This window comes from [Scytonema hofmanni] UTEX 2349 (assembly GCF_000582685.1).
Lineage (GTDB): Bacteria > Cyanobacteriota > Cyanobacteriia > Cyanobacteriales > Nostocaceae > Hassallia > Hassallia hofmanni.
Window position 1 is genome coordinate 3,269,716 of sequence record NZ_KK073768.1, and the last position, 25,931, is coordinate 3,295,646.

Below are 25,931 nucleotides of genomic sequence, written 5' to 3' on the forward strand. Positions count from 1 at the left end.
CTAGAAAAAAAGTAAGAAATGGTGGGATGTCGCTGCGGATATACACAGTACCCCACAGATAGTATAACGATAATTAGGCAGGGCATCTGCCCTACCTATTACTCGTAATGAGCGATTAATCGCTCAATTTTAAGCGCTGAAGCGCTTACTACGTTGAAATCGAGGTTTGAGGATTACTAGCTATTGCGGGTAATTCTGCATCCGTTGGTGTTTCGTTTACGCGGAGGATTTTTGCTCCCAATTGCTGCAACTTCATATCAAGGCGATCGTAGCCGCGATCTAAATGGTGCAATCCTTGAATTGTAGTTTTGCCTTCAGCTGCCAGTCCTGCTACAACTAAGGCTGCTGATGCCCGCAAATCTGTACCTAATACAGGTGCACCAGATAACTTCGGTACTCCCCGCACGAAAGCCGCGTTACCTTTAACGCGAATATCTGCTCCTAAGCGATTCAACTCCGAAGCGTGACGCAAGCGATTTTCAAACACAGATTCGTTGATTATGCTGTCGCCTTCTGCTACGGTCAGCAAAGCCATAAATAATGCTTGCATATCCGTGGGAAAGCCTGGATGGGGCAAGGTTTCTATATCCGTCGCTCTCAGGGTTTCAGCGGGCAAAATGCGTAAGCAATCAGGCGCTTCTTGAATTATAGACACACCAATATCCCGCAGTTTGGCAAGTACTGGAATTAAATGGTCTGGTATCACTGGTGACAGAGTAATTTCCGATCGCGCGATCGCTCCAGCAACCAAAAATGTGCCTGTTTCAATGCGATCGGGAATAATAGAGTAGTCAACAGAATGCAACTTGGGGACACCGAGGACGGTAATCGTACTAGTGCCGGCACCTTGAATCTTTGCTCCCATCGCGTTACAAAAATTCGCCAGATCGACTACTTCTGGCTCCCGTGCGGCATTTTCAATCTTCGTTTCCCCATCTGCCAGAGTAGCTGCCATCATCAAGGTTTCCGTGGCACCAACGCTGGGGCTGTCTAGGTAAATCTTGGCTCCTTGGAGTCTACCATTACTACCTGGCACATAAGCATTACAAATGCCATGTTCTATCTGCACTTCGGCTCCCATCGCTTGTAGTCCCCGGACATGCAGATCAACCGGTCTTGCCCCAATTGCACAACCACCGGGTAATGGCATCTGTGCTACTCCCAGTCGTGCCAGAATTGCACCAATGGCAAAAAAACTTGCCCGCAGTTGGGTAACTAGTTCGTAAGGAGCTTTGGACGTTGTAATTTCGCTAGCGTTGATATCTAAAATATCATTGTGTTGCTCTAAACGAAGACCCAAAGCTGACAAAACTTGACCCATCCGCTTGACGTCAGCCAATAATGGAACGTTGCGGATGCGGCAATCTCCCGAACATAGTAAGGCTCCAGCCATGATTACCAGTGCTGAATTTTTTGCCCCACTAATTTTTACATGACCTCGCAAACGATGCCCACCCCATATTTGCAAGACTGAGGAGTCTGCTTCAGATGAAGATTTGGCATCTGGTAAGCTGGTATTCGTATTAATAAGCCTACCCTCCAAAATAAATTTAGTAATTTTAAAGATTTGAAGTTGGTTTCGATTCTACAGTAAAGATTCGATTTGTCTACATTTTTGCCCTCGGTCTGGCATTGATTTAAGTGGTAATTTGCTCTTCCAAGCAATTTGGAGTAAGCCTTTTAAGCATTTTTAAAATAAGTGCGCTCAGTAATGAATAGTATAGCGGGAGTAGGGCAGATGGGGGAGACAGGGGGACAAGGGGACAAGGGGACAGGGGGACAAGGGGACAAGGGGACAAGGGGACAAGGGATAATTTATCTGATTTTCAATGCCCAATTCTTTATTTTACGCTTAGGCGTTGACAAAAGCTAGGAAATGAGTGAAAATAGAGAACGGTGATTAAATAAAGCCAGCGGAACTGGCGGAATTGGCAGACGCGCTAGATTCAGGTTCTAGTGCCGCAAGGCTTCCGGGTTCAAGTCCCGGGTTCCGCATATGAGTAGAGACGTTCCGGCGGAACGTCTTTTGGGCGGAACGTCTTTTGGGAGTTAAATCATAACTCATAATTTTTAATGTTAACTAGTTTACAGAATTCTTTAGTAAAGCAAATCCGTAAATTGCACTCCTCGAAAGAGCGTCACAAGCAGGAGTTGTTTTTACTGGAAGGTACGCATTTGCTAGAAGAGGCTTGTGCGGTGAATTATCCCCTGGAAGTTGTGTGTTGTACAGAACAATGGCAAGCGACTCATTCGGCACTTTGGGAGCAAGCTTGTAGTAAGTGCGATCGCACTCTCATTGTCAGTGAAGAAGTATTGAGTGCGATCGCTACCACAGTACAACCGGATGGTGTTATCGCTACCGCCAAACGAAGCGATACAATGCAAGTTCCCTTCACTGGGTTGCTCCTAGCTTTGGAAACTGTCCAAGATCCGGGCAATTTGGGGACGATGATTCGGACTGCGGCAGCGGCTTCTGCATCGGGGCTGTGGCTGAGTGCAGATAGTGTAGATTTAGATAACCCCAAAGTGTTGCGTGCCAGTGCTGGTCAGTGGTTTCGCTTACCAATGGCGGTAAGTGCAGATTTAAAAGATACAGTAAGTCTTGCCAAACAAGCAGGAATGCAGATTGTGGCAACTTTGCCAAATGCAACTTTAACTTATTGGCAAGTAGATTGGCGAAAACCAAGTTTAATTTTATTGGGTAATGAAGGTGCGGGTTTGTCGGCTTCTTTAGTGGCAATGGCAGATAAAGTCGTGAAAATACCCCTGAGTCCAGGGGTGGAGTCTTTGAATGTGGCGATCGCCGCAGCTTTAATGTTATACGAGGCTCAACGACAGATTAGGAGTTAGGAAAACGGAAACTTTTATTTTCTTTTCTTTTCCAGATATTGTTCGATATCAGCAACGGCGTCTTCCAAAGCCTCTAAATCAATTTCTGTTTTTATTTCAATTACTTCAGCATCAATGGTTTTAGCAGTTTCGGTTTTTGGCGTTTCTTCCTCTTGTGTCGGACTCTCTTGTAATATATCCTCCAACTGATTGAGGGATTGAAGAAACTTTTTCGCGGCAGCGCCGCGTTTTTGCTGATTTTGCTCCATAATTTTGATTTGAGAATCGTGATTGCAATTTCTAATAATGGTTATCTGTACCAAAACTAATTTATTCTGTATCAAATTTACACATTAAAACGCTTGATGGCAAAATCAGCTAATGTGAATCCCCAGAGCGTTTAGTTGCTTCCGGCAGTATTTGCCCCAAATATCCACCGACACCGACTGAGTGCCAAATCCCCAAAAGTGGGACTAAAATTATCGTGTGCGATCGCTTCCAGCGGGCGGGTACGCCATCGCGCTCAAAATTCAAAATTACTAATTCTAAACGACGTTGAGACGGCTGAGGAAGGTACACAAGCGATCGCTTTGAGGATGTGAGATAACCTGAAAAGCCGCTCCTTGTTCGGCGACAATACCTTGATCCATAAATATTACTTGATGTGCTGCTTCCCGCGCAAACTGTATTTCATGGGTGACAACTACCATTGTCATTCCTTCGGCTGCTAGTTGCTGCATCACTTGCAATACTTCACCGACAAGTTCTGGATCTAAGGCGCTGGTGGGTTCATCGTATACCTTTTGATCGTATTATTCCCGGATTACAAGCAAATACTGTAGATGCGGCGATTAGTTCTATAACTATTACGGAGGAACGAGCGAAGACTGTTTCTTTTTCGCGTCCTTATTTTAAAGCCGGGTTAGCGATCGCTATCGGCAATAACAATAAAGATATTACTACTTTTGAGAGTGTGACGCTCCTACACCGGATGCGAAGCGCGGTAGGTGTAGGCTTCTCAAAGATTACTTATACAAACTCCGATATTCCCAAGGATTAATAAACTTAGCATCACTCCAAACGCCGCGCTTTTGTTGCTTTGCTTCGGCTTCAGCTTGTTCAACTAAATCTCTACTAGGACACTTATTTAAGTAAGGACGATACACTTTTGCTAATCCTTCACGCAGCAATACTTGTTGAACAAAAGTGCCATCTTTTAAACGCACTTCGGCTACTTTTCGTCCATAACGATCGCTATCAGTAATATTCAAAGTGACGCGATCGCTACTTTGTTTAACTAGTTGCTGCAATTTTTCTTGCGCTTTTGTACCCCAAGTAAATTGATTGCGATCGCTAGCACGTTTACTTTCTCTTTCTTTCTTTGAATGCGGCACTTCTGGTGCATCCATACAAGCAAAGCGCACGGTGATATTGTTACCTTTAGCATCTTTCACTGTTAAAGTATCACCATCACTGATTCTTTCTACTACCTCTCCCGAAGGTGGGAAAATACGGTCACATCCTATCAAAGTTAAAATCAGGATAGCTGCACAAAACCAAGTTAGCGGCTTAATTAATTTCTCCATTTAATTTCCCAAAATCTTCCTTTGGGATGATACTACTAAAATTCAAATTTACTAGTTTATTATGGTATAAAATCCATAAATTGGGGAGTCACGATTTTATAACAAAGTAAAGTTATCATTCATATTATCTTTGATTAGTATAGGTAATGTAGACGACGCAAAATCAGCGGGAATCTTTGATGAACTTATTTACGCACTTCATGCATTTGCTAGGTTCTGGTGCTGCGGCTTATTACTCTGCGAGTCAGATGCGCGATCGCAAAACGCGACCCAATGTCCTAGCAGGATTCCAAGTGGCTGAAGCTGGTTCAGTACCTTTTTTGGAAGCTTTAAGCCAACGCGCAGCCCAGGAAGGCGATACATGGCTAGCGGAGAAACTTACAAAACACGCATCAGATGAAAATAGGCACGGTCAAATTTTTGCCCATGCCTTAAAACAGCTTAATAAAGAAGTGATTGATTTTAAAAGTTTGCCAAAAAAAACAGACGAAAAGAAATCACAACAAAATCGCAGTCCGTTTTTTGCTGCCTATTTTGAAGGTTATTCTACTGAACAGCTAAAACCGGATACCATTGACTGGAATGTGTTTATGGCTAGTACCTACATTCTCGAATTGGATGCCAGCAAAGACTTTCGGCGGATGGCGAACGTGTTACCTGATGATAACCCAAGCGATCGCAACCTCAAATTAGGAATGTTAAGCATTGTCACAGATGAAACTGCTCATGCTGCTTATCTTTACGAGGCAATGATGCGGCGGATGCCTGCTGATAAGGTGGAGAAACTCACTACGGAGTGGTGCACCCGCAAAGTAAACGCCTTATTAGCAATGGTTGGCGGTATCCTTCAACGCAACGGCAATACACCTTCCCTCGTGCAGGATGCTGCACCAACAGAAGACGAGCCAGAATTGATTGTTGCTTAAGACTTAATTAAATAGGTAAAAAATTCTTTGAACCCGCCTAATCGCGGGTTTTGTACGTGTAGCCGCGATTTTAAGCGTTGGCAAACATTCCCAGCATTGTTAACAATACAACTAATCCACACACCCAAAGTAGCAATGACCCCCAAGTGACAGAATCTTTTTGTATTCTCTCCCACAAATTACTAACTAAGTTATTACGAACAGCCATATTTATCCCCTCCAAATTTTGCTAAATTTGTACTCAACTCAAGTTAACTTCATCCTTGAAAGTACGAAGCTTTAAAATGCTTACTTCTAAAGATGAATTAACTGCGATTTAAATACATGTATAAAATTAGCAGCGGCTAACGCGTCGCCTTGCCAAAACAAAAACTTATAAAAAGAAAATTTTTCTCTTTAACCTAATATTCATCCTCTCATAATTGAGCGTTTACATTAGAAAATCGAATCAACTTGAAAAGATTCTTAATATCATGTCCGTTTAATTAACAGTAATAAAAACATCGTAACCGTCGTAGAGACGTTCCGGCGGAACGTCTTTACAGTATGTGTAATAAACCTGTCATGATATAACGCAATACGATTAAGATAACTCTTGGAGCCTTCAAGCACTCTTCTCAACCACTGTTCCTACCAAACAGGCTCTATCCCAGTTAACGCCACTTAAATTAGCACCGTCTAACTCGGCACACAGCAAGTTTGCTCCTGTCAAATTTGCTCCCGCCAAATTCGCAGAGCGTAAGTCAGCTTCTTCTAAATTAGCTTGACTTAACAACGCACCTTGCAAATCTGCGCGGCTCAAGTCTGCACCTTTAAGATTTGCGCCGGTGAGGTTCACACCCCTTAAATCAGCACCGCGCAAGTCAACACCTTGCAAGTTGACATTCATCAAATTGCTGCCGCTTAAAAAAGCACCCGCTAAACAAACATCGCTGAGTGTGGCTCCCATCAAGTTAGCACCCCGCAAGTTGCTACCGCGCAAATCAGCACCTGTCAAATCTGCTTGCATCAAGTTGGCTCCCATCAAGTTTGCTCGCAAGTCAGTTTGCACGAGGATGGCTCCCATTAAGTTAGCTCCTTGTAAATGCCCACCTTCGAGTTTAGAATTAGCCAAATTTGTGCCGACAAGATTGGCACCAGCCAGATTGATGCGGCTTAAATCAAGTCTAGTCAGTTCCTCGTCTTCTAAATCTGCCCCTGGAAGCTGTTTAAGTTTTCCCGATCGCAATGCTTCAATATTCATAATTGAGTTATATCAAGTTGGTAAATATACGCACACGCCCTCACCCTAGAAGGGTGGGGCTACACGAACTAAGGCTGCCTCCGCAGCCTATAACTGTTAAGGCTGCGTTCGCGTAGCGTGTCGCAGACAAGGCAGCCTTTGTATGTATAGCCGCACCCTTCTAGGGTGTCGGATACAAAAATAAAATGCTTCAATATTCATTTTTCATAATGGCGGTTTTAATTTCGCTATCTAGCCTCGCATCAAGTAGCCACATACCGGCGCTGACTTTGGGTGTCATCAGAGGTAATTCGATTCCTTGTTGCAAGCCCATAACTAACAAAGCTAGGGTATCTATTAGTTTAGGATCAAAGCGCGTCGATTGTAGCTGTTTGCACTCTTCTAAAGCTTGAGAAAATATCTCTTCGCGACTCAATTGAAATGCTTGCTTTTCATTGACTCGCCACTGAAAGTCTGCTACTAACGCCAATATTCGCGATTCTAAGGGAATTTCATCGCCAGATAAGCCGGCTGGTTCACCTGTACCATCCCACCATTCGGTTTGATGAGTAATTATTTGTGCTACTGCTCGCAGTCGCGGCATGGTTCGCAATACCTGCGCTCCTGGTACTAAAGGACAAGTTAAGCGACTGCTAGGAGCATCTTCGTGGTAATGTGTAGACGTACCGGGTTCGAGAATGCTTTCTGCTTTTTGTAATGGATCTATACGATGGAGCAAAGCAGCAAGTCGCAATCTTTTAACTTGCCATGCGGGAAGATCCAACACTTGAGCGATCGCCTCACAAAGCACTACTACTTCTGCTGCTGCCATTGGATTGTTGACATCAGCCATATCCATCAGTTGTGCCATCCGCAAAAATGCTTGAATTTCGTTGGAAACCAAGTTGCGATCCAAGCTTTGTTTATTTGACGCTGTGGGTATAGATAAATTCTCCTGCCCAGTTTGAAGATAATCTACCACACGAGAGACTACTGCGCTCAAGTTTTCTGCTGTGGCAAGGCTAGGCTGAATTGTCTGTTTATGTGCTTTGAGTTTTTTTGCTAGTTCTGGGTTGTATGGTTCGATGTGGGCGATCGCTAAAGAAGCTGTTTGATGTACTAACTCTGGCTCAAATGTCCACAACCCATAAAATTTCCGCTCCTCATCGGATGCGGGAAGCCCTGCCGTGCCATAATCAGCTGATGATAGCTCTTGACAAAGTACCATTGCTGTGTATGCGGGAGAGAGAATGATTAAGTGCCATTCTTGAGCGACTGGATCGCTAGTATCTAAAGCTACTAAGTCTACATTATCAAGAAGGCTTGTGGGATGTTCGGCAAAACTTGCATCTGGGGCAGCCATGATGACGATTTGGCGGGAGTTTTTGGCAATATATGCATAGCGATCGGCTTCTTGCAAATACCATTTCCCCTGTTGGAAGGCTGTGATTACTAAAGGTTTAGTGTCATCGCTTAAAATGTGGTCTTCGAGAGCATGGCACAGTGATACCAGTGTATTTTTATAATATACCCCAAAGCGAATTGGTCTGGTGCTGTGACGGTGGGTAGATTCTAATTGTTGGAGTAATGAGCCTTCTAACATGGGGATTGGTGAAACGAACCGCAAAGAGTGCTTATAACTATTTAGTTTACTGTTTAAGCCATGAATTATGCTATTTCCGAAAATGGTAATATCTAATACCACGGTTTAGCCGACGCGCCGAGAGTTATAAGGGTGGCTTTTTATGCTGATGTTAAACCATAAGCCCCTGTGATGTTCATAAATTTAAAAATCGCAAGAATTCGGAAATATTCCTCTCAAAAAAATCTCTCATTGCCGCAGCCACAATCTTTAATGCCAAGGGGTTTCGGGCATAATGGGAAATTAAAACTTGCCATTCGTCTTGTGATATCATGTCCGACAAATTACTTAGAATGTAAAGACGTTCCGGTGGAACGTCTCTACGACGGTGATGAACGCACTATAGCGGTTTGCGGTTGAATACAATACAGACCTAACCCCCAACCCCTTCCCTACTAGCGTTGGGGAGCAAGACTCAAAGCCTCTCTCCTTGTAGGAGAGAGGAATGGAAGCGAGGTCAAAACTGTACTGCACCCAAGCGAGAAGAGCTATATTAGACTGCCCAAACCTAATTGTGTGATAGTACACAGCCACAGTTATTTTTTTTGAGTAAAAAGTTACCTTTGAGCCAGGTATTGAAGCAGGAAATTACAGAGTTACTCGATTGGTTTGATGCCGATGAACAATCTTTCCAAAACCCGTATTGCTGGGCAGGCTTTTGTGCCATTGGTCAGTAAACTTGTATAAATTTACTTATACATAACCGATAAAAACTTGGCAACAGATAATATAATAGGACTTACGCACTGTACAAAACGACTATCTTGTGTATTAACGTAAATACGTTGTTCCAGGCGTTTGAATGTCACTTATGATTTTTGGCGATCGCTCTTCTATCAATTGAAAAATCTAGCTAGAAGCCTTGAAAACTATACCTGTCATTTTGGCTTTTCTGTCAATGCGTAAGTCCTACAATATGCATCCCTTGACCCAATCCTTGCTATTCAGCTTGTTGCTGGGAATTGCAGGAGCATTTCTTGGTTGGGGATTGAGTTCTTTTTTTCAAGCGATCGCTGCACACAGAGGAAGGTCATAACCTCAGCCGTGTTGTACTTAAATCAAACGCTTGATAATACACCTTACACTAACACAAACATTACAGATAAGTAGGTAGGCACAAATAAACCTAACTATGTAACGAAAAGTAAAAAGGCTGAAAACCTTGCGATTGCTTCACTCCACTTCGTTGCGTTCGCAATGACATAGTTATAAATTTTCTCACTTACCTACTTATTAAAGGCTTAAACTCAGCCGAAATTACCACCCTCAAAGCATTAAGCGCAGTAGAAGATGGGGAAATGTAAAATTAACAATATCAGATAATTAAACCTTCCCATATATGGAAATAACAAAAATATCAAACGAAGGACAAGTAATTATTCCCGAACAATTACGAAAATCTCATGGCTGGGAAACTGGTCAGGAGCTAATTGTAATTGATACAGGTGACGGAATTCTTCTCAAACCAAAGAAACCTTTTATACAAACTAACTTAAATGAAGTTGCAGGTTGCTTAAAATATCAAGGCACGCCAAAATCTTTGGAAGATATGGATGATGCTATCTGCCAAGGTGTTGAGGAATCATGGCATGGTGGCAGTTGATACAAATATAATCGTGCGTCTATTAACTCAAGATGACGAGCTACAGTATCAAAAAAGTCTAGAAATTTTCCAGACACAAACTGTTTTTATCCCAGATACTGTAATTTTAGAAACTGAGTGGGTGTTGAGATTTGCCTATAATGGTAATTGTATAAATCGTAGAGACGTTCCGCCGGAACGTCTCTACAAAACGTCGATAAATTCGACGTTGATTGTCAAATCATCCCGCCAATATGCAACGCCCAAAAAATAAATTACGTTGCATATTTCCTCGTGGAACCTGAGAATGAGAAAGAGAAAATGGCGGACAAGATGCCCACCCCACAAGAGTTTATGAAACTCCAGCTAGTTGCTTATCCTTCGTTTCTATTGGCGCCGAAAGTGCTTCTTCTAAGTCAGCGCAACCGAGTTTCTCTTCTAAGATTTTCATGACTTCGCGTCCGAAGTCGTTGGGGTTTTGTTGCCAAGCTTGCAAACAGACTTCCCCAAAGAAGGAACCGAGGGGTTCGGGGTTCCAAAGAAGTTTTTTGGCTGTCCACGGCATCAAGCTCATTGGATCGTACCCTGGTTTGAGGATGCCTTCTTTGAAAGCATATTCTTCTAGGTGGGTATGGGGTTGCAGTCCAATGAAGAAAATAGCAGGTTCGACTTTATCAGCACCGAAAATGCGTTCTAATTCGCGGTGGTAGGCGATGGTTTGGCGAATGGTTTCGGGACGTTCGTCAATGACGTTAAATGAATAATTGACGGAAACTAAGTCATTGAAACCAGCTGCTTTTAAGTCGCGGCAATTTTGTAAGACGGTTCGGAGATTATACCCCATCCGCATTTTCCGCACAAGTTCTTGGGAACCGCTGGTGATACCGATTTCAAAGTAGTTCATCCCGGTTTTTGCCATCAATTCACACAACTCTGGTGTCAGGTTGTCTGCTCTGATGTATGCTGCCCAATGAATATTTGTCATCCCAGAATCGACAATTTTCTGTAAAAGTTCTACAGCATCATCGATAAATTTCCGCGCTGGGATAAATTGGGCATCGGTAAACCAGAAATTGCGAATGCCGCGATCGTATAATTGACGCATTTCGGCGACAACTTCATCCGCTGGGTTGATGCGTACTTGTTTGCCTTCAACGACAGTGTAAACGCAATAACAGCAGTTGTGGGGACATCCGCGCTTGGTTTGGACACCTATGTAGAAGTCTTCTTCTTGGAGGTAGAAGTTGAAGTCAGACCAGATGCTTTCTATATAATCGTAGTTACAGGCGGTTTTTTCTAATGGGGTGGGTTGTTCGTGAATTAGGCGATCGCGTGGTTGACTTTCTCCCACCACATAACAGCGTTCATCCCGGAAGTCTTTACCACTTAACAGTTTTTCCAGTAGCGTTTCGCCCTCACCTATAGATATAATTGTCTGTCTAGGCAAGCTTTTACCCAACTGTTCGTAAAAGACGCTGACTGCACCACCACCAACAATTGCACGCGCTTGGGAATTATATTTTTGAGCGCGTTTTAAACCGCGTTTGATTAATCCTAAGTTTCGCCACAATTCTACATAATAGGCGATGAAGATTCGCCCACCGCCTAATGCGCCGCGTAATTTGATGAAAGGGTTCTTGGCGTAGTAAAATTCAAAGGCGTTTTGTAGTGGATTTCCCCCACGTCCACCGACTGGGGCATAAATTTGAATATCCCGCCAAGAAAATACTAGCAGTGTCGGTTTAAATTCATCAATACACGTATCAAGGGCAGAGTAATAGTCTAAAGGTGGTACTGTTCCGAAATCGAAAATCCGCTGTTCGATATTGGGAAATAGTTTGTGAACGTGATCGCAAAGATAAACTACCCCAATGGGAAAAATAGGGTTACAAGGAAGGCGAACGTAGAGAATTCGGTTTTCCATCATCGGTGTTTTAACTTCCATCTTGCCATTCCTTAGCGTCCAAGAGAGAGAAATATTTGAGTTTCAAGGGTGTTTGTTTTCTATCAGGCATTGTGCTTGACATTTAAGCCGATGACTGATATCGGTTAGGAGCGATGTAGCATCTGTAGCAATAGCTGTAGGACTTTGCTTTCACAGATGTATGATTTTTATAGATAGGTTTTATGAAAGCAATTTCTATATAACTTTACGATAACACCCAGTTTATCCATTAAGCGATCGCCTGCATCTGTTAATCGCGATCTAAGTGAATCCGAAAAAATTCCCTCCCCCGGTATACGAAAAATAAGAGGATTGCCGCTAATGGTGGTCATTACTTATATTAAGAAAGTTATAGATGCTTCACCAAAGAGCAAAATCTTCAAAACATTGATCTTTAATCTACAATTTTCCAAAAGGCAAAAATCTTAACAATTTTTTCATAGAGTTGACATAACTTATGAGAGAAATTATCAGGAAAAGCTCAGTTGGTATTCGGAGTTACAGCATATGGGGATCAGCCGGTGTTAGCTTTGCTGGTGTAATATAAAATTGTGGCGTAAAGCTCTTTAGCAGTTATGGCTCAAATATTAGATTCTTTACCACCAGAGCAATCAGGGAAAATTCTCTGCTGCTACGTTAATGCCACGAGCAAAATACAGGTGGTTCGCATTTCAGATATTCCCAACTGGTACTTTGAACGGGTGGTTTTTCCAGGACAACGATTAGTTTTTGAAGCACCAAGGGTTGCTCATCTAGAGATTCATACGGGGATGATGGCAAGTGCAATTTTATCAGATACAATTCCGTGCGATCGCCTCGCCTTAGATGAACCTAGTAGTAATGAGTTTGGTACAGACTCAGAAACAGCAATAGATCCAATAAATAAAAAAAAGTTGATGCAGACAATTAATACAAACTTTGGAGATACAACACAATCCTTTCAAATAGCTGGTTTAGTATCTGTTGATTAAAAAAAACAATTTTGCTCAATAAAGAGGGTTGCTGGACTCAGCAGCCCTCTTCTGTTTATTATTCATTGGGGACTAGGGATTAGGGACTAGGGGGACATATTTCTTCTTTGTTACCCTTTTCCCTTTACCCTTTACCCCTCCTCAAATTGCCCAATGCCCGCACTTTCATTACAATCCTTATTATGGATCTGCCTTCTTTTGTTTGGTTGTGGAAAATAGCAGCTTGGTCAATGGGGTTGTCGCTGTTGGCTTATTTGTTGCTTGCGGTAACTGGGGTTTTAATGTTTCAGATGAGAACTTCTCGACGTCTGTCTTTTATACCGACGTTTGGGGGAGAAAATCAAAAAGTGCGCGATCTCCACTTTCTCATCGGTTGCTGCATGGTAAGTTTAGTCATGCTGCTATTGGCGATCGGTATTGTTGGCACTTACGGTCACTTTGGTTCTTTAGGACACTCGTCACACTTATTAGCCGGTTTGATAGTCGTAGCCTTAGTTTTAGTATCTGCTTTTAGTGGCACCCAAATTAGCGCACTTAAATCCTGGGCTAGACCTTTACACATCGGGACGAATATTATTTTATTTATCGGTTTTGCTTGGGTATCAATAACTGGTTGGATTGTAGTCCAAAAGTATTTGCCATAACTGTTATCTGCGATAGTAGTGCGGTAGCCTCCGGCAACGCCAAGGGCGAACGTTTTTTGGTCATTTTGCGCTCATTCCTAATTTGCTTGAATCGATTGGTGTGAAAGACGGTAAATTTCCTTATATTAAATAGTTAGACCGGAAAGAGACACACATCAACCTTATAAAGGTATACCACTGGAGTTCCCCATGATCCGACCTACGACACCCGACGATTCGGCGGCGCTTATCGCGCTGACCGTGGCGGCAGGTATGTTCCCTGCGAACGAAACCGAGGCGCTGGCGAAAGTGCTAGCGGACTACTTCGGCAGCAACATCGACGAAGGTCATGTGTGGGTCACGGACGAGGAGGAGGGTGAGCCGTGCGGGGTAGCCTACTATGCGCCAGATATGATGGCGGATCGGACGTGGCATTTGTACATGATCGCTGTGCGACCCGACTATCAGAGACGGGGGCGCGGAGCGGCGCTGCTGCGGCATGTGGAAAATGCATTGCGGGCGAGCGGTCAGCGGCTGTTGTTGGTCGAAACGTCGGGGTTGCCGAGCTACGAGCACGCGCAGGCATTCTACGCGAAGTGCGGCTACGAAAAGGAAGCTCGCATCCGCGACTTTTACGCGGCAGGCGATGATAAAGTTGTGTTTCGCAAAGCGTTGAACGCGGACTAATAACACTAATCTAAAATGGAATCAACTTTTATTTTTCCCCTTTCTCCCTTAATTCGCATCACCCTGTTAAGCCTCTATATAGCCCTTACAGCACCATTACCTTTTTTATCTAAGGCAACAGCCTCACCCATACCCCCAGCATTATTATGGGTAGGAATCAGCATCGGTTTTGTTGCTTTGTATGCAGTATTAACCGAAAGAGTAATTTTAGACGACCAAGGAATTCAAGTTACCTACCCCGTTTGGGTTAAGCGCTTCTTTCGTAAAGGTTGGTCTTTATCTTGGTCGCAAGTTAAAGAATTAAAACCCCGTACCACAGGGCAAGGAGGTCTAGTTTATTACTTCCTTAGTCAAGATGGCAAAGCTTATTTACTACCGATGCGTGTGGCAGGATTTGCCGAATTAGTAAGGCAAGTTCAAGCTAAAACCGGCATTGACACCACAGATGTCTACCCCTTAGCACAACCCTGGATGTATTTAACCTTACTAGTCTTTACAGTCTTGTTATTATTAGTTGATGCTTGGACTATCACCACAGCCTTGAGATTGGGTAGCTTAAATTAAAGCATCACGGAAAATTATTCTTCTGCTCTCTGCGCTCTCTGCGCGACGCCACTTGCTACAACGGGGGGAACCCCCGCAACGCAGTGGCTCCTCTGCGTGAGATAAAAGAAATTAACCCTCTTTTACAACCTTGTCATTACCAACATTTATTTATCTCCTAAAACCCTTATCCCGCCAACGGTTATAAACCGTTGTCTAACAGCTAAAGTCCATTAAAATGGACTAAATAAAGCTTTCAGTCCATTTTAATGGACTTGTGCTATTAGCCTGATAAATTTATTCTAAGGCGAGATAGCGGCATTCTTCGAGGGTTTTGAAATATGTTGGTAACGACAAGCTTTTACAACTCTGGAAAGAGAATAATAATTATGAAGCCCTGACGATTAAAATCGCGGTTACACAAACAAAGTCCGCCTGCACGGACTAACCTGAAAATAGGTTTTCAAATTTTATTTGGCGAGAGTAATAAAAGAAATTAATACTTACCGAATTTGCACTTGGATAATCCCAAACTAAAGCTAGAGCAAGTAAATCTATTTGCCAAACTGAAAACCCTGAAAAGCAACCAACAAGGATATCCTATATTACAAGATATTTCCTTTGAGGTATTCCAGGGCGAATTTATCGCTATTATCGGGCTGACTGGTGCTGGCAAAACTTCCTTATTACGCCTCATCAACCGCCTTGATGAACCGAGTAGCGGTAAAATCTATCTAGAAAATCAGGAATATCGGCAAATTCCCATCTTAGAGTTACGCGCTAGTGTGACACTCGTACCGCAAGAATCCAAATTATTGGGAATGACAGTGACAGAAGCCTTAGCTTACCCGTTAGTTTTGCGTGGTTTAGCCAAACAGACTATCGGGGAACGCATAAGTTACTGGATAGAACAACTGAACATTCCCAATGATTGGTTAGGAAGGACTGAGGTGCAACTTTCGGCAGGACAAAGACAATTAATAGCGATCGCTCGTGGTTTAATTATCCAACCCAAAATTTTATTATTAGACGAGCCAACATCTTTTCTAGATATTGGCAGGGCAGAGCATCTGATGCAAGTCTTAAAAGAGTTAACTCAAAGTAATCAAACCACCGTTCTCATGGTAAACCACCAATTAGAGCTAGCCCAGATGTCTTGTACCCGCTTATTACACCTACAGCAAGGTCAGTTGTTAGCAAACCAAAAAGCCCTGGAGGTAGACTGGGTTAACTTACGCGCTTGCTTGACACTAACACAAACTCAAGCAGATGAAGAATGGAGTTAATTGTTGTTAGGTGTTGGGTGTTAGTCGTTAGTTGTTAGTTGTTAGTTGTTAGTTGTCAAAAAGCACTCCTAACCACCATCCACTATCCACCATCCACTATCCACTACCCAGTAACCACCTCCCCTTCCGGAATTTGACTGCTAAGAGTTGAACGTTGATTAGTAAATCTCTCTTTCGCTAATTTTGCTTGTGATTGTGGCGGGTTGGCATTTATAATTTCCATGTTAAAGCGATATCCAACATTGCGGATAGTTTGAATCAAACTAGGTTGTCGAGGATCGAGTTCAACTTTTTTTCGTAATGATAAAACGTGAGTATCAATAGTCCGTGGGTTGTCAATCGCATCTGGCCAAGCACGACGTAGCAATTCTGTCCTACTTAGAGGCACTCCGCCTGCTTGTGCTAAAACATACAGTAAGCTGAACTCTTGAGGTGTTAAATCGATAAATTCGCCTTGAAAGCGGACGCGACGCTGCACTAAATCGATTTGGATCGAGCCATAATCGAGGTAAGCTGGCGCTACAGGTGTGCGTCTGCGGCGAATTAGTGCTTCTACCCGCGCTAGAAACTCTTGCATCCCAAAAGGTTTGCTGAGATAATCATCAGCCCCAGCTTTCAAACCAGCGACGATATCAGCTTCATTAGTCCGGGCAGATAGCATTAAAATTAAAGGTTGTTGCTGACGATGCAACCAACGGCAAAACTCAATGCCATCACCATCAGGCAAATCAGCATCAAGAATAATTAGTGTTGGTTGTTGGCTAATAAAAACTTCCCTTGCTTGATAAATACTGGCGGCTTGATGCACGCGATACTCTAGTTGTTGCAAGTGCCAACCCAGCAACGACCTCAGATGGGGATTTCCCTCAATGATTTCAATACAAACCGATCCCACGGTGGCAATACCCCTTAGCGTCGATGACTTTCAAAGTAACAAAGCCAATGTCTAAGGTTTTGTAGCCCTTGTTACCTCCATTACGATTAGCATAACTTTTTCTAATAAAAATGCTGACAAGTAGGTAATTTATGCCTTGGGAAAGGTGAATTGGTAATCTTCTTAAATTTTTGTTAGAATTCCGGGAAAGTAAAATCATCATTCGTTAAACATCTTAGCTTCACTCTCGTTGCTATTGACAAACAAAATCTGACCAAATAAGCTAATCATTACCAAAGCTATCTTTGTGCATAAACATGAAAAACTATTCCATCTGGTAGATGAAATAAATGCTTACACCCCTCCGTCAATTTAAGCTACTTTAAGAGAAAATCATTTCTAATATCTTACTAGCAATTCCTTTTCCCCTTCTTCTGGAATAGGATCTAGTTAGACTGTAACCAATAGGTAGTGATCCCCAAAGTAGAGTTATCATCTCTAATTTGATGGCAACCTGAAAGTATGACTTCACATTTCCATGTGAATCATTTACAATTCTGATTCCAAAGAGATTTCTATCGTCTGTTATGCTCCAAGACACACAAACCATTCGCTACTACCAAAGACTTACCGACGCCTTCGTCGAGCTATGGAATCGCGGTTATCGGACGGATGATATGCGGATGTATTTGGATGGATATCTAGCCGCCCTGCGACATAGTAACACTATTGAACCTTATTTGATTCATCGTTTAGAAGAGGAAGCCAGCCGTTACTTGTACGATGGCTCAAACTTCGTCATGACCCAACTAGAGCCAGAGATAGAACGACAGCACGATTACTACTAATACCCTTTTAGAGTAAATCGTTAGTAACCATTAATCAACGCTGATGATTATAACATATTATCAGCATTGGTCAATGGGCAATATAGGTCTGTATGGCACAAATTGTATTTATTTATAAAAAATATTCCTTCAGTTTTGTGTGGTTAGCCCAAACAAAGCTGAAGGAATTTTAGAACAATGGCGATCGCTATGCCGAAGCATTGTTAATTCATTAGACATCCCCAATTAATTATGCGTTGCCCGAAAACCCTGTAGAGACGTAGCACTGCTAGGTCTAAACCTCTTTCGTGGAGATTTCTATTAGAGAAAGATTTAAGGAAGGGCTTACAGCATCAAATCACCAAAGACGTTTTGGTTTACGAAGCCAAAGCAACTTCCACCAATTGTTTCAATTCGCCATTATTGTACATTTCAATCAAAATATCAGAACCACCGACGAATTTACCATCAATATAGACTTGGGGAATTGTGGGCCAATTGGAATATTCTTTAATTCCCTGACGGATTTCTGGGTCATCAAGAATGTCAAGGGTCTCAAAGGGAACTCCCAAAGTATTGAGAATCTGCACAACATTGTTGGAGAATCCGCACTGGGGCATCAACTTGTTACCCTTCATGAAAACCATAATCTTGTTTTTCGTTACCAAGTTGTCAATTTTCTCTTTAACTTCTGGTGTCATGTTCTTTGGGTTTCCTATTATGGTTTCAAGAGTGAAGAATCAAGATTTAGATAGAGAAAGTTCCGGGAGAACGTTTCTAGAGTTAGCAGTTACAAATTAAAAATCTTCTTCAACTCATAGCTCCCGTACAGATGTTCTGTGATCCCGTACAGACGTTCCGCTCTCCCGTACAGACGTTCCGCGCTCCCGTACAGACGTTCCGGCGGAACGTCTCTACCTAACTTTACGAAGCGGCTGTTGTCTGCCAAGCCTCAGGAGTGTAAGTTTTAAGTGCTAAAGCATGAATTGCATCACTTGACATGGCTTGCTGCAAAGCACCATAAATTAACTGATGTTGTTGCACCAGTCCCTTGCCTGTAAACTGCGGTGAAACTACAGTGACTTGATAGTGGTCACCACCACCAGTCAAGTCTTGCACCTGAACTTGGGCATCTGGCAGTTCCGCCTTGATCATTGCCTCAACTTGCTGCGGACTAATCATCGCCATTCCTGAAAAACTTCTGTTTCTATTATTAACAACAAATACGTGTCGCTTACCTTTGCCAACATAAGATTTTAGCAATGGTTAGCACACGCCTAAAGCGATCGCACACTTTTTGAGAACGCCATGTCATGGCACATAACCCCATCCTAGCATTGGGGGTTTAGGACGGGGCGAGAAGGAGAAAAGAATAATCAACGAAAAAAGAGTTTTTATTTCTTTGGGGAAGAGGAACTATTACCTTGCCGGGGGGGTGAGGGGGAGGAGGGTGAACTACTACCAGTGCGAGGATAAGGAGAATCTACAAAGCCTAACTCTAATAACTGCTGGTAAGCCTTCTTACCTAAGTCCCGCGTTGGGTTTTGAGAGCGAATAATCTGAACCAGCAAAGGCACAGCTAATTCTGGCTGATTTTGCGCCCGATGTACCAGCGCTAACTGATAGGTGGATTCATCTCGCATTTGAGCAGTTTCTAGCGCCTTTTTTCGCAGGGAATCAGAAATTCTGTTATCAATTCCCGAAAAGCTAGAATTCAAGTCTTGATAAAAATTAGATAGCTGGTTAAAAACCTGACGTGCTTCCTGGAGTTTCTTCGCAGCAGTAGCATAGTTTTGAGAGCTAACTGCACTACTTGCCTCACTCATCAGACGCTTGCCGCCTTCAATGCTTAAAAGAGTACCATTTGGTGCAGTGGGACGGAGGTTGTTCGGGTCATCGGGATCAATGGGCTGTGCTTGGTTGGGATTGCTTGGTAACTTGATTACCTGAGCATTGACAGGTGATAGCAAGCTGAGGGTTGCTAGCAATGATAAGCAACTGAAGCGAATTAAGGGAATTGTAGCAAAGTTCATTCTTATAAATTGGCGCGACAATTACACACAATAAGTATGGAAACTTCGGGTATCTTAACTCTGTTTTGGTCTTTGATAAAAGCAAAGCTAAATACTAAGTTTCTTTCTTTGAGACTAAACATTGGTGTAATCGAGTTCCCGTAGCCACCGTACAAGGGACTGGGGGAGTGGGAAACAAGGAGGAATTTCATGAGGGGAAAAGGTTAAAGGGTAAAGGAAGAAAAGTTTTTCCCTTTTCCCCTTCCCCTTTCCCCCTTTCCCCTTCCCAATGCCCCATGCCCCATGCCCCATGCCCGAATTCATAACCCATGACTAAGAATTAGGAACTTCAGCAAATCTGTGATTAATCATCTCTGATTCGTGATGGCTTAATTGTTGTAGTGTCTTTGCTAAATCAGCTGTTAGGCGTTTAGCCTCTTGTTTCACGCAACCATGAGTGTAATCTGCTACTGCTAGCGGTGAACCAATTTGGATGCTAACATCCGTACCCCAGTTCGGATAAGGTTGGCTGTAATTAATATTGATCGGAACAATTTTCACTCCTAGTCCTGGGTGACTAGATTCAGCACTCAAAGCCAAACGTCCAATTCCTGGCTTTAACGGGTGAACTTCACCATCACGATAAATCCCACCTTCGGGAAAAATAACCAAGGTTTTTCCTTGCTCGAGTAGTTCAACACCGTGCCGCAAGGTGCTAATTGATGGGCGTTTAATATCTACAGGAAACCCCCCCAAGTGTCTGACAAACCAGCCCTGAAACCCTTGACATTCAGTGATTGTTACCATGAAACGCAAATCTCGACCTGCCACACAACAACTAACTGCGTAGGGGACTAGCAATGCATCCCAACGCGCTCGATGGGTGGGAGCGAGGATAATTGGACCAGTGGTGGGGATATGTTCTTCGCCGATGATCCTGATTTGGCGAAAGAAGAACGGTAAAAGGAAATGACGCCCTAACACATATGCCAAGGGAGCTAGCCAAGGAGAAACTTGAGAGGTCGTAGGAGCCAATTTAGTAATTATTTCAGAATTGGCAGATGTTTTCTGGCGGATATTAGCGGAAGTGCGAAGTTCCATCATCACGGTGGCTGCTGATTGTCGGGTCAATTGCGATCAAAGCTATGTTAGATACACCGTAGATTTTCTTTTTTGATTTGTGTTGCACCTACCGGACAGTTTTATCTCTGTCCGTTAGATTTTGCCACTTCGGCGCACTTCAAACCAGGTTTGCAACTGTTGACGACTCTTAGACTCTTCAACTCCTGCGATTACACCCAAGCGGTGGTTAGAAGCGGCGCTATCAGGTATATTGGCAACGGTACGAATTGAGCCAGTTTTTGGATCGTCCACGCTATAGACAAGAAGTCCTAAACGTGCTTGCACAATAGCACCGGCACACATCGGGCAAGGTTCTAAAGTTACGTAAAGGGTACATTCGTTGAGACGCCAGCTTTGCAATATTTTTGCAGCTGACCTAATGGCGATAATTTCTGCATGAGCTGTAGGGTCTTTGTCGCGTTCTTTTCGATTTTCACCCCCCGCAATAAAATTGCCAAATGAATCAATTATAACAGCGCCTACGGGAACTTCTCCCGCATTACCTGCTGCTTGTGAAAATTCTAGGGCATGAGTCATCCATTGTCTATGTATAAGATATTCTGAGTATTCAGTTAACATATTCTTATCTGAAGGGCAATGGGCATGGGGCAATGGGCATGGGGCATAGGGCATAGGGCATGGGGCATGGAAAGAATTGTATTTATTCACGCACTTGCTTTACTTCTTTAATTCTCACTGCGAGCGCGCCCATTGCCCATTGCCCATTGCCCATTGCCCATTGCCCATTGCCCATTGCCCAATCCCTAAACAGTGACTTGGACCAGAAGAGAGTCAAGTTGACCTTGGGTATCTAGCTGATAAATGTCATCACAGCCGCCAATGTGCTGATTATTGATAAAAATCTGCGGTACGCTACGGCGTCCGTTGGCGCGGTCAGCCATTTTCGCTCTGGCTGCTTCGTCACCGTCGATTTTGTATTCGGTGAAGTTGACACCTTTCCACCAAAGTAGCGTCTTGGCACGGATGCAATAAGGGCAAGTTTGCCAAGTGTAAATTTCCACGTTTGCCTTAACTCGTTCTGGGTGACGACCTAAAAGGGGGTTGAGAAAGTTGAGCATATTTTGATTTTATGGATTTTGGTAATTTTTTTCTAGGATAGCTATTAGAAGAGTGAAAAAATGTTGCAGAAAAAGCCAATTGCTAAATTATTAATCACGTTTTGCTTGACAAACGCGCAAAAGTAGATTTCCACCACGTTGAAATTCATAAGGTACTTGCTTGATTTCAACTACATATCCTTGCTTTTGTAATTCGCTCAGTACTGGATGAAGTAGGGGGGAGGGTTCTCCGGAGATGTTTAGGAGAGGAAAAATTCTGGCTTCTTTTGCGACTCGGCACATTTCAGCGATCGCCTCTATATGAAATTCTGCGGAAAAGTGGTCAGAATAGGTAAACAAAAAATGAGAACACAAGGCTAAATCAAACTGATTTGCCTGAAATGGTAGCACTGGCAAACCATCGGTTAAATAACGTTTTTCCTCCAACCCTAAGGGAAAATCTTCTAAAAACTGATGCATTGCAGCCATGCGAATCTCCCCTAACTTTGCGGGAGATTCAATTTCTATCCAAAGGTAGTTGTGTTGATTATTCTCAATCCCATTCATAATCAACGAATAGGTCTGTTGAATGCGTTTGGCAATCTCGCTCTTAGAGAACTCATAAATTGGATCGCAAGAAACTACTTGATATCCTTGACTATTCATTTGAGCGTTGAAGCTGGCAGGACCTCCAGCACAATCAATAATTTTTAAGTTGAAGTCAGAACCTTTCAGGTGAAACATTCTGACATACTCTGTCATCGAACGTCCCCAAGGGACGACTTTTTCAAGTTTTAAACCCACGGTGTTTTTACCTCTTGATCAAAAAGATTTTATGATTTAAAAATTCATTACTGATAAGATTATCAGTAAATCAAGAGAGATTTCGCTCTCACTATACTTATAATCATACGTAATATAAACATTCGTGATTTCATGTTATCTTCCTTGTAAGTTTCTGCTGGGTGAAGCTTTTGTATTTATAAAGCGGCTTTCGATTTCACAAAAATACTTGGTAACATAAGTTGGGTTAGTGATTGCTGCTGATGTCATTAACACTCAATTTATACCGATGAGTAAGTGTTAGAGATTACAAGTATAAAAGCAGTTAGCAGCAAAACTTAACACAGAAGCAAGGCAAGACTATTTTCCAGGTGTATCCGCCCTTTGGTAGACTTGAAAACTGAAATCATTGATAAAAACACGGTAAGTCAAGCAATTTAGAGGGCAGAGTTTGTGGAAAATACACTTGGTTTAGAAATTATTGAGGTTGTTGAACAAGCGGCGATCGCCTCCGCACGTTGGATGGGCAAGGGCGAAAAAGACATCGCAGACCAAGTGGCTGTAGAAGCCATGCGGGAACGAATGAACAAAATTCACATGCGCGGTCGCATTGTTATCGGCGAAGGCGAACGCGATAATGCCCCTATGCTGTACATCGGCGAAGAAGTAGGTATCTGTTCTCGTGAAGATGCCAAAGACTTCTGTAACCCAGATGAATTAGTGGAAATTGACATCGCCGTTGACCCCTGCGAAGGTACAAACCTAGTAGCATACGGACAACCCGGTTCGATGGCTGTGTTGGCAATTTCCGAAAAAGGTGGATTATTTGCTGCACCTGATTTCTACATGAAGAAACTAGCAGCACCTCCAGCTGCCAAGGGCAAAGTAGACATCGACAAGTCAGCAACGGAAAACCTCAAGATTCTCGCGGAGTGTTTAGAGCGCTCTATTGAGGAACTTGTGGTAGTAGTCATGAAGCGCGAACGCCACAACGGTTTGATTAAAGAAATCCGCGAAGCCGGCGCGAGAGTGCAACTAATTTCCGATGGTGATGTCGGTGCAGCCGTATCCTGTGGTTTTGCCGGGACTAACATTCATTGTCTGATGGGTATTGGTGCCGCTCCTGAAGGTGTAATTTCCGCCGCTGCAATGCGTGCTATGGGTGGACACTTTCAAGGTCAATTGATCTACGATCCAGAAGTAGTGAAAACAGGTTTGATTGGTGAAAGCAAAGAAGCCAACATCGAGCGGATGAATTCTATGAATATCACTGACGTCGATAAGGTCTACGATGCTCATGAATTAGCATCTGGTAACACTGTGCTATTCGCTGCCTGCGGTATCACAAGCGGTAACTTAATGCAAGGTGTACGCTTCTTCCACGGTGGGGCAAGAACTCAAAGCTTAGTTATTTCCAGCCAGTCAAAAAGTGTTCGTTTTGTGGATACGATTCACATGTCTGGCGAGCCGAAGATTGTGCAATTGCACTAGGGATTAGGGACTGGGGATTTTAAAGAGGGGAAAAGGGTAAAGGTAAAAGGTAAAAAAAGAAGAAATATTTTCCCCTTCCCCTCCCTTTCCCCCTTCCCCCTTCCCCTTTCCCCCTTCCCCTTTTCCAATTCCCCATTTAGCAATTACGATTTAACATATGCATATAGCAGTGGTGGGGTTAAGCCATAAGACAGCCCCAGTAGAAGTCCGGGAAAAGCTGAGTATTCTAGAAGCGCAAGCTGAAAGTGCGATCGCTCACTTAACTAGCTATCCTCATATTCAAGAAGTCGCAATTCTCAGCACTTGTAACCGCCTAGAAATTTACATCGTGACTCCAGAAACTGAACAGGGTATCCGAGAAGTTACTCAGTTTCTTTCTGAATACAGCAAGTTGCCTTCTGCTTCTTTGCGACAACACCTGTTTATGTTGCTGCACCAAGATGCGGTAATGCATCTGATGCGAGTGTCAGCAGGTTTAGATAGTCTGGTGCTGGGAGAAGGTCAAATTCTGGCTCAGGTGAAACATGCTCACAAACTGGGACAGCAATACAACGGTATTAAAACCATTTTGAATCGATTATTTAAACAAACGCTGACAGCTGGTAAGCGGGTTCGGACTGAAACTAGTATTGGTACTGGGGCAGTCTCTATCAGTTCCGCAGCTGTAGAATTGGCGCAAATGAAGGTGCAAAATTTAGCGGCTTGTCGAGTAGCAATTCTCGGTGCTGGCAAAATGTCCCGGTTACTTGTGCAACACTTAATATCGAAAGGTGCTGCGAAAATTTGCATTTTAAATCGCTCTATCGAACGTGCCGCAGAACTGGCAGGGCAGTATCCCGACCACAATATTCAAATTCATCCAATGTCGGACATGATGCCAGTAATTGCCGAGAGTGATTTAGTGTTTACGAGTACTTCTGCAACCGAGCCGATACTTGACCGCGCTAAATTAGAAATGGTTTTAGCGCCGAACCAACCTTTAATGGTATTTGATATTGCCGTACCTCGTAACGTCCATGTGGACGTGAATGAGGTGGAAAACGTACAAGCCTTCAATGTGGATGATTTGAAGGCGGTGGTGGCGCAAAACTACGAAAGCCGTCGCAAGATGGCGCAGGAGGCAGAGGGTTTACTAGACGAAGAAGCGGAAGCTTTTGATATTTGGTGGCGCAGTTTAGAAACTGTCACTACAATCAGCTGTCTGCGGAATAAAATCGAAACCATTCGCGAACAAGAATTAGAAAAAGCTTTATCGCGATTGGGTTCCGAATTCGGCGAGAAACATCAGGAAATCATTGAGGCTCTAACACGAGGAATTGTTAATAAAATTTTACATGACCCGATGGTGCAGTTACGCGCTCAACAAGATGTTGACGCAAGACGCCGTTGTATGCAAACTCTGCAAATGTTGTTTAATTTAGATTCAGGTGAGCAGTTTGGTTAAATTGATTAGGGCTTACGCACTCCTGCTCGACAAAACAAGATTTTGAGATTGCTTCCTTGGGTCGATAGGGACGGAAATACGTAGTCCGTGCGTAAGTCCTGCTAATTTGAGATTTTGGATGGAAAATTTTAGATAGAAGTCAATCCAAAAGCAGCAATTTGATGAAACGTACTTTTAAAGTATTTGTACTGCTGCTGGGTTTGTGGCTGTTATTTGATTTAGCCTCACAACTAGCAGCAGAAATTCTTTGGTTTGATGAAGTTGGATATTTACAGGTATTTTGGTTGCGCTTGTTGTCGCAACTGGGATTGTGCGCGATCGCTTTTTTCACTTCAGCAGGTTTTTTGCTGTTTAACTTGGCTATAGCCAATCGAGGAGCGGGGGAGAGGGGGAGTGGGGGAGTGGGGGAGTGGGGGACAAGGGAGACAAGGGAGACAAGGGAGACAAGGGAGACAAGGGGGACAAGGGGACAAGGGGG

The 25,931-nt window shown here is 43.2% G+C and carries 33 protein-coding genes, 1 tRNA gene and 2 pseudogenes; 19 read left to right on the forward strand and 17 right to left on the reverse strand.

The annotated features are described in order from the left end of the window. Window positions 1-148: 148 nt before the first annotated feature. Entirely contained in the window at window positions 149-1,543 is a 1,395-nt protein-coding gene (gene murA, locus TOL9009_RS0119635; protein ID WP_029634289.1) for a UDP-N-acetylglucosamine 1-carboxyvinyltransferase, read from the reverse strand. Between the two features lie 168 nt (window positions 1,544-1,711). On the opposite strand from murA, the gene TOL9009_RS47485 reads away from it, so the two are divergent. The 3 genes from TOL9009_RS47485 to TOL9009_RS0119650 all read left to right on the forward strand — a co-directional run bounded on the left by TOL9009_RS47485 (window position 1,712) and on the right by TOL9009_RS0119650 (window position 2,850). After that, a complete protein-coding gene (locus TOL9009_RS47485) occupies window positions 1,712-1,873 on the forward strand; it encodes a hypothetical protein (protein ID WP_186227603.1) in 162 nt (53 codons plus the stop codon). Window positions 1,874-1,913: 40 nt separating this feature from the next. Continuing rightward, window positions 1,914-1,995: transfer RNA gene (locus TOL9009_RS0119645), tRNA-Leu, on the forward strand. Between the two features lie 78 nt (window positions 1,996-2,073). Continuing rightward, window positions 2,074-2,850 carry a TrmH family RNA methyltransferase gene (locus TOL9009_RS0119650; RefSeq protein ID WP_029634290.1) on the forward strand — a complete coding sequence of 259 codons (777 nt, stop codon included), beginning with the start codon at window positions 2,074-2,076 and terminating at the stop codon, window positions 2,848-2,850. 14 nt (window positions 2,851-2,864) lie between these two features. On the opposite strand, the gene TOL9009_RS0119655 is transcribed toward TOL9009_RS0119650, so the two are convergent. The 3 genes and pseudogenes from TOL9009_RS0119655 to TOL9009_RS45875 all read right to left on the reverse strand — a co-directional run. Then, window positions 2,865-3,098, reverse strand: coding sequence for a hypothetical protein (locus tag TOL9009_RS0119655; protein ID WP_029634291.1), 234 nt, complete (start codon window positions 3,096-3,098; stop codon window positions 2,865-2,867). Between the two features lie 109 nt (window positions 3,099-3,207). After that, window positions 3,208-3,408: a hypothetical protein gene (locus TOL9009_RS45870; protein WP_144238281.1), complete on the reverse strand. Its 201-nt coding sequence runs from the start codon at window positions 3,406-3,408 to the stop codon at window positions 3,208-3,210. After that, a pseudogene (locus TOL9009_RS45875) lies at window positions 3,375-3,629 on the reverse strand (polar amino acid ABC transporter ATP-binding protein); the annotation flags it as partial. The pseudogene TOL9009_RS45875 and the gene TOL9009_RS45870, both read right to left, overlap by 34 nt. Here TOL9009_RS45875 and TOL9009_RS44585 point away from each other — a divergent pair. Beyond that, window positions 3,626-3,844: pseudogene (locus tag TOL9009_RS44585) on the forward strand (transporter substrate-binding domain-containing protein); the annotation flags it as partial. The pseudogenes TOL9009_RS45875 and TOL9009_RS44585 sit on opposite strands and share 4 nt — an antisense overlap. Window positions 3,845-3,854: 10 nt before the next feature. Here the strand turns inward: TOL9009_RS44585 and TOL9009_RS0119665 are convergent. Further along, complete coding sequence (locus TOL9009_RS0119665) at window positions 3,855-4,415, reverse strand: thermonuclease family protein (RefSeq protein WP_029634293.1); 561 nt, start codon at window positions 4,413-4,415, stop codon at window positions 3,855-3,857. A 179-nt stretch (window positions 4,416-4,594) separates the two neighbouring features. On the opposite strand from TOL9009_RS0119665, the gene TOL9009_RS0119670 reads away from it, so the two are divergent. After that, window positions 4,595-5,341: a ferritin-like domain-containing protein gene (locus tag TOL9009_RS0119670; RefSeq protein ID WP_029634294.1), complete on the forward strand. Its 747-nt coding sequence runs from the start codon at window positions 4,595-4,597 to the stop codon at window positions 5,339-5,341. Between the two features lie 70 nt (window positions 5,342-5,411). On the opposite strand, the gene TOL9009_RS47490 is transcribed toward TOL9009_RS0119670, so the two are convergent. The 3 genes from TOL9009_RS47490 to TOL9009_RS0119685 all read right to left on the reverse strand — a co-directional run bounded on the left by TOL9009_RS47490 (window position 5,412) and on the right by TOL9009_RS0119685 (window position 8,166). Further along, window positions 5,412-5,549 (reverse strand): hypothetical protein, encoded by a 138-nt coding sequence (locus TOL9009_RS47490; RefSeq protein ID WP_186227604.1) that lies wholly within the window; start codon window positions 5,547-5,549, stop codon window positions 5,412-5,414. A 396-nt stretch (window positions 5,550-5,945) separates the two neighbouring features. Beyond that, window positions 5,946-6,584: a pentapeptide repeat-containing protein gene (locus TOL9009_RS0119680; protein ID WP_029634295.1), complete on the reverse strand. Its 639-nt coding sequence runs from the start codon at window positions 6,582-6,584 to the stop codon at window positions 5,946-5,948. A gap of 190 nt (window positions 6,585-6,774) precedes the next feature. After that, window positions 6,775-8,166: a DICT sensory domain-containing protein gene (locus tag TOL9009_RS0119685; RefSeq protein WP_029634296.1), complete on the reverse strand. Its 1,392-nt coding sequence runs from the start codon at window positions 8,164-8,166 to the stop codon at window positions 6,775-6,777. Window positions 8,167-8,397: 231 nt separating this feature from the next. On the opposite strand from TOL9009_RS0119685, the gene TOL9009_RS47495 reads away from it, so the two are divergent. From TOL9009_RS47495 to TOL9009_RS49500, 5 genes are all read left to right on the forward strand, one after another. After that, complete coding sequence (locus tag TOL9009_RS47495; RefSeq protein WP_186227605.1) at window positions 8,398-8,565, forward strand: hypothetical protein; 168 nt, start codon at window positions 8,398-8,400, stop codon at window positions 8,563-8,565. A gap of 152 nt (window positions 8,566-8,717) precedes the next feature. Next, window positions 8,718-8,882, forward strand: coding sequence for a hypothetical protein (locus TOL9009_RS47500; RefSeq protein ID WP_186227606.1), 165 nt, complete (start codon window positions 8,718-8,720; stop codon window positions 8,880-8,882). Window positions 8,883-9,067: 185 nt separating this feature from the next. Then, window positions 9,068-9,241 (forward strand): hypothetical protein, encoded by a 174-nt coding sequence (locus TOL9009_RS47505; protein WP_186227607.1) that lies wholly within the window; start codon window positions 9,068-9,070, stop codon window positions 9,239-9,241. A 303-nt stretch (window positions 9,242-9,544) separates the two neighbouring features. Then, window positions 9,545-9,808, forward strand: coding sequence for an AbrB/MazE/SpoVT family DNA-binding domain-containing protein (locus tag TOL9009_RS0119690; protein ID WP_029634297.1), 264 nt, complete (start codon window positions 9,545-9,547; stop codon window positions 9,806-9,808). Further along, window positions 9,795-10,061: a PIN domain-containing protein gene (locus TOL9009_RS49500; protein WP_242055318.1), complete on the forward strand. Its 267-nt coding sequence runs from the start codon at window positions 9,795-9,797 to the stop codon at window positions 10,059-10,061. The genes TOL9009_RS0119690 and TOL9009_RS49500 overlap by 14 nt, the downstream gene beginning before the upstream one ends. Before the next feature lie 78 nt (window positions 10,062-10,139). On the opposite strand, the gene TOL9009_RS0119700 is transcribed toward TOL9009_RS49500, so the two are convergent. After that, window positions 10,140-11,732 carry a photosystem II high light acclimation radical SAM protein gene (locus tag TOL9009_RS0119700; protein WP_029634298.1) on the reverse strand — a complete coding sequence of 531 codons (1,593 nt, stop codon included), beginning with the start codon at window positions 11,730-11,732 and terminating at the stop codon, window positions 10,140-10,142. A 575-nt stretch (window positions 11,733-12,307) separates the two neighbouring features. Between TOL9009_RS0119700 and TOL9009_RS0119705 the strand changes: the two genes are divergently transcribed. The 5 genes from TOL9009_RS0119705 to TOL9009_RS0119725 all read left to right on the forward strand — a co-directional run bounded on the left by TOL9009_RS0119705 (window position 12,308) and on the right by TOL9009_RS0119725 (window position 15,842). Further along, window positions 12,308-12,703 (forward strand): DUF1830 domain-containing protein, encoded by a 396-nt coding sequence (locus tag TOL9009_RS0119705; RefSeq protein ID WP_029634299.1) that lies wholly within the window; start codon window positions 12,308-12,310, stop codon window positions 12,701-12,703. Window positions 12,704-12,885: 182 nt separating this feature from the next. Further along, window positions 12,886-13,347, forward strand: coding sequence for a DUF4079 domain-containing protein (locus TOL9009_RS0119710; RefSeq protein WP_029634300.1), 462 nt, complete (start codon window positions 12,886-12,888; stop codon window positions 13,345-13,347). 189 nt (window positions 13,348-13,536) lie between these two features. Then, the gene (locus TOL9009_RS0119715; RefSeq protein WP_029634301.1) at window positions 13,537-14,013 is read left to right on the forward strand and encodes a GNAT family N-acetyltransferase; all 477 of its coding nucleotides are present in this window, start codon (window positions 13,537-13,539) and stop codon (window positions 14,011-14,013) included. A 15-nt stretch (window positions 14,014-14,028) separates the two neighbouring features. After that, on the forward strand, window positions 14,029-14,577 hold the full coding sequence (locus TOL9009_RS0119720) for a hypothetical protein (RefSeq protein WP_029634302.1): 549 nt from the start codon (window positions 14,029-14,031) through the stop codon (window positions 14,575-14,577). Between the two features lie 497 nt (window positions 14,578-15,074). Beyond that, window positions 15,075-15,842 (forward strand): ABC transporter ATP-binding protein, encoded by a 768-nt coding sequence (locus tag TOL9009_RS0119725; protein ID WP_029634303.1) that lies wholly within the window; start codon window positions 15,075-15,077, stop codon window positions 15,840-15,842. Between the two features lie 103 nt (window positions 15,843-15,945). On the opposite strand, the gene TOL9009_RS0119730 is transcribed toward TOL9009_RS0119725, so the two are convergent. Next, window positions 15,946-16,737, reverse strand: coding sequence for a response regulator transcription factor (locus tag TOL9009_RS0119730; protein WP_029634304.1), 792 nt, complete (start codon window positions 16,735-16,737; stop codon window positions 15,946-15,948). Window positions 16,738-17,303: 566 nt separating this feature from the next. Here TOL9009_RS0119730 and TOL9009_RS0119735 point away from each other — a divergent pair. Then, the gene (locus tag TOL9009_RS0119735; protein WP_029634305.1) at window positions 17,304-17,564 is read left to right on the forward strand and encodes a DUF6761 family protein; all 261 of its coding nucleotides are present in this window, start codon (window positions 17,304-17,306) and stop codon (window positions 17,562-17,564) included. Window positions 17,565-17,920: 356 nt separating this feature from the next. Here TOL9009_RS0119735 and grxD read toward each other — a convergent pair whose 3' ends face one another. The 7 genes from grxD to TOL9009_RS0119780 form a co-directional block, all read right to left on the reverse strand. Then, a complete protein-coding gene (gene grxD / locus TOL9009_RS0119740) occupies window positions 17,921-18,244 on the reverse strand; it encodes a Grx4 family monothiol glutaredoxin (protein ID WP_029634306.1) in 324 nt (107 codons plus the stop codon). Between the two features lie 223 nt (window positions 18,245-18,467). Next, entirely contained in the window at window positions 18,468-18,725 is a 258-nt protein-coding gene (locus tag TOL9009_RS0119745) for a BolA family protein (protein WP_029634307.1), read from the reverse strand. Window positions 18,726-18,937: 212 nt separating this feature from the next. Next, a complete protein-coding gene (locus tag TOL9009_RS0119750; RefSeq protein WP_029634308.1) occupies window positions 18,938-19,576 on the reverse strand; it encodes a hypothetical protein in 639 nt (212 codons plus the stop codon). 312 nt (window positions 19,577-19,888) lie between these two features. Further along, window positions 19,889-20,659, reverse strand: a complete 771-nt coding sequence (locus TOL9009_RS0119760; RefSeq protein WP_144238401.1) for a lysophospholipid acyltransferase family protein — start codon at window positions 20,657-20,659, stop codon at window positions 19,889-19,891. Window positions 20,660-20,770: 111 nt separating this feature from the next. After that, on the reverse strand, window positions 20,771-21,256 hold the full coding sequence (locus tag TOL9009_RS0119765) for a nucleoside deaminase (RefSeq protein WP_072022155.1): 486 nt from the start codon (window positions 21,254-21,256) through the stop codon (window positions 20,771-20,773). A 185-nt stretch (window positions 21,257-21,441) separates the two neighbouring features. Next, window positions 21,442-21,756: a glutaredoxin 3 gene (gene grxC, locus TOL9009_RS0119775; protein WP_029634311.1), complete on the reverse strand. Its 315-nt coding sequence runs from the start codon at window positions 21,754-21,756 to the stop codon at window positions 21,442-21,444. A 90-nt stretch (window positions 21,757-21,846) separates the two neighbouring features. Then, on the reverse strand, window positions 21,847-22,539 hold the full coding sequence (locus TOL9009_RS0119780; protein WP_029634312.1) for a class I SAM-dependent methyltransferase: 693 nt from the start codon (window positions 22,537-22,539) through the stop codon (window positions 21,847-21,849). Between the two features lie 432 nt (window positions 22,540-22,971). Here TOL9009_RS0119780 and glpX point away from each other — a divergent pair, with 432 nt between their 5' ends. From glpX to TOL9009_RS45880, 3 genes are all read left to right on the forward strand, one after another. Then, the gene (gene glpX, locus TOL9009_RS0119785; RefSeq protein ID WP_029634313.1) at window positions 22,972-24,009 is read left to right on the forward strand and encodes a class II fructose-bisphosphatase; all 1,038 of its coding nucleotides are present in this window, start codon (window positions 22,972-22,974) and stop codon (window positions 24,007-24,009) included. A 157-nt stretch (window positions 24,010-24,166) separates the two neighbouring features. Beyond that, window positions 24,167-25,453, forward strand: a complete 1,287-nt coding sequence (locus TOL9009_RS0119790) for a glutamyl-tRNA reductase (RefSeq protein WP_029634314.1) — start codon at window positions 24,167-24,169, stop codon at window positions 25,451-25,453. 161 nt (window positions 25,454-25,614) lie between these two features. Next, a partial coding sequence (locus TOL9009_RS45880; RefSeq protein WP_038296460.1) for a UPF0182 family protein occupies window positions 25,615-25,931 on the forward strand: 317 nt, incomplete at its 3' end.

Excerpts from the sequence above, each read along its gene's own strand:
- TOL9009_RS0119750 (WP_029634308.1), bottom strand. The coding sequence starts at position 19,576 with ATGAACTTTGCTACAATTCCCTTAATTCGCTTCAGTTGCTTATCATTG.
- TOL9009_RS49500 (WP_242055318.1), top strand. The coding sequence starts at position 9,795 with ATGGTGGCAGTTGATACAAATATAATCGTGCGTCTATTAACTCAAGAT.
- grxD (WP_029634306.1), bottom strand. The coding sequence starts at position 18,244 with ATGACACCAGAAGTTAAAGAGAAAATTGACAACTTGGTAACGAAAAAC.
- TOL9009_RS0119665 (WP_029634293.1), bottom strand. The coding sequence starts at position 4,415 with ATGGAGAAATTAATTAAGCCGCTAACTTGGTTTTGTGCAGCTATCCTG.
- TOL9009_RS0119765 (WP_072022155.1), bottom strand. The coding sequence starts at position 21,256 with ATGTTAACTGAATACTCAGAATATCTTATACATAGACAATGGATGACT.
- TOL9009_RS0119680 (WP_029634295.1), bottom strand. The coding sequence starts at position 6,584 with ATGAATATTGAAGCATTGCGATCGGGAAAACTTAAACAGCTTCCAGGG.
- TOL9009_RS47490 (WP_186227604.1), bottom strand. The coding sequence starts at position 5,549 with ATGGCTGTTCGTAATAACTTAGTTAGTAATTTGTGGGAGAGAATACAA.
- TOL9009_RS0119735 (WP_029634305.1), top strand. The coding sequence starts at position 17,304 with ATGCTCCAAGACACACAAACCATTCGCTACTACCAAAGACTTACCGAC.
- TOL9009_RS0119715 (WP_029634301.1), top strand. The coding sequence starts at position 13,537 with ATGATCCGACCTACGACACCCGACGATTCGGCGGCGCTTATCGCGCTG.
- TOL9009_RS0119760 (WP_144238401.1), bottom strand. The coding sequence starts at position 20,659 with ATGATGGAACTTCGCACTTCCGCTAATATCCGCCAGAAAACATCTGCC.
- TOL9009_RS0119705 (WP_029634299.1), top strand. The coding sequence starts at position 12,308 with ATGGCTCAAATATTAGATTCTTTACCACCAGAGCAATCAGGGAAAATT.
- TOL9009_RS0119650 (WP_029634290.1), top strand. The coding sequence starts at position 2,074 with ATGTTAACTAGTTTACAGAATTCTTTAGTAAAGCAAATCCGTAAATTG.
- TOL9009_RS0119790 (WP_029634314.1), top strand. The coding sequence starts at position 24,167 with ATGCATATAGCAGTGGTGGGGTTAAGCCATAAGACAGCCCCAGTAGAA.
- TOL9009_RS0119720 (WP_029634302.1), top strand. The coding sequence starts at position 14,029 with ATGGAATCAACTTTTATTTTTCCCCTTTCTCCCTTAATTCGCATCACC.
- TOL9009_RS0119685 (WP_029634296.1), bottom strand. The coding sequence starts at position 8,166 with ATGTTAGAAGGCTCATTACTCCAACAATTAGAATCTACCCACCGTCAC.
- TOL9009_RS0119670 (WP_029634294.1), top strand. The coding sequence starts at position 4,595 with ATGAACTTATTTACGCACTTCATGCATTTGCTAGGTTCTGGTGCTGCG.
- TOL9009_RS0119655 (WP_029634291.1), bottom strand. The coding sequence starts at position 3,098 with ATGGAGCAAAATCAGCAAAAACGCGGCGCTGCCGCGAAAAAGTTTCTT.
- TOL9009_RS0119700 (WP_029634298.1), bottom strand. The coding sequence starts at position 11,732 with ATGGAAGTTAAAACACCGATGATGGAAAACCGAATTCTCTACGTTCGC.
- TOL9009_RS47485 (WP_186227603.1), top strand. The coding sequence starts at position 1,712 with ATGAATAGTATAGCGGGAGTAGGGCAGATGGGGGAGACAGGGGGACAA.
- TOL9009_RS0119710 (WP_029634300.1), top strand. The coding sequence starts at position 12,886 with ATGGATCTGCCTTCTTTTGTTTGGTTGTGGAAAATAGCAGCTTGGTCA.
- TOL9009_RS0119745 (WP_029634307.1), bottom strand. The coding sequence starts at position 18,725 with ATGATTAGTCCGCAGCAAGTTGAGGCAATGATCAAGGCGGAACTGCCA.
- TOL9009_RS0119690 (WP_029634297.1), top strand. The coding sequence starts at position 9,545 with ATGGAAATAACAAAAATATCAAACGAAGGACAAGTAATTATTCCCGAA.
- grxC (WP_029634311.1), bottom strand. The coding sequence starts at position 21,756 with ATGCTCAACTTTCTCAACCCCCTTTTAGGTCGTCACCCAGAACGAGTT.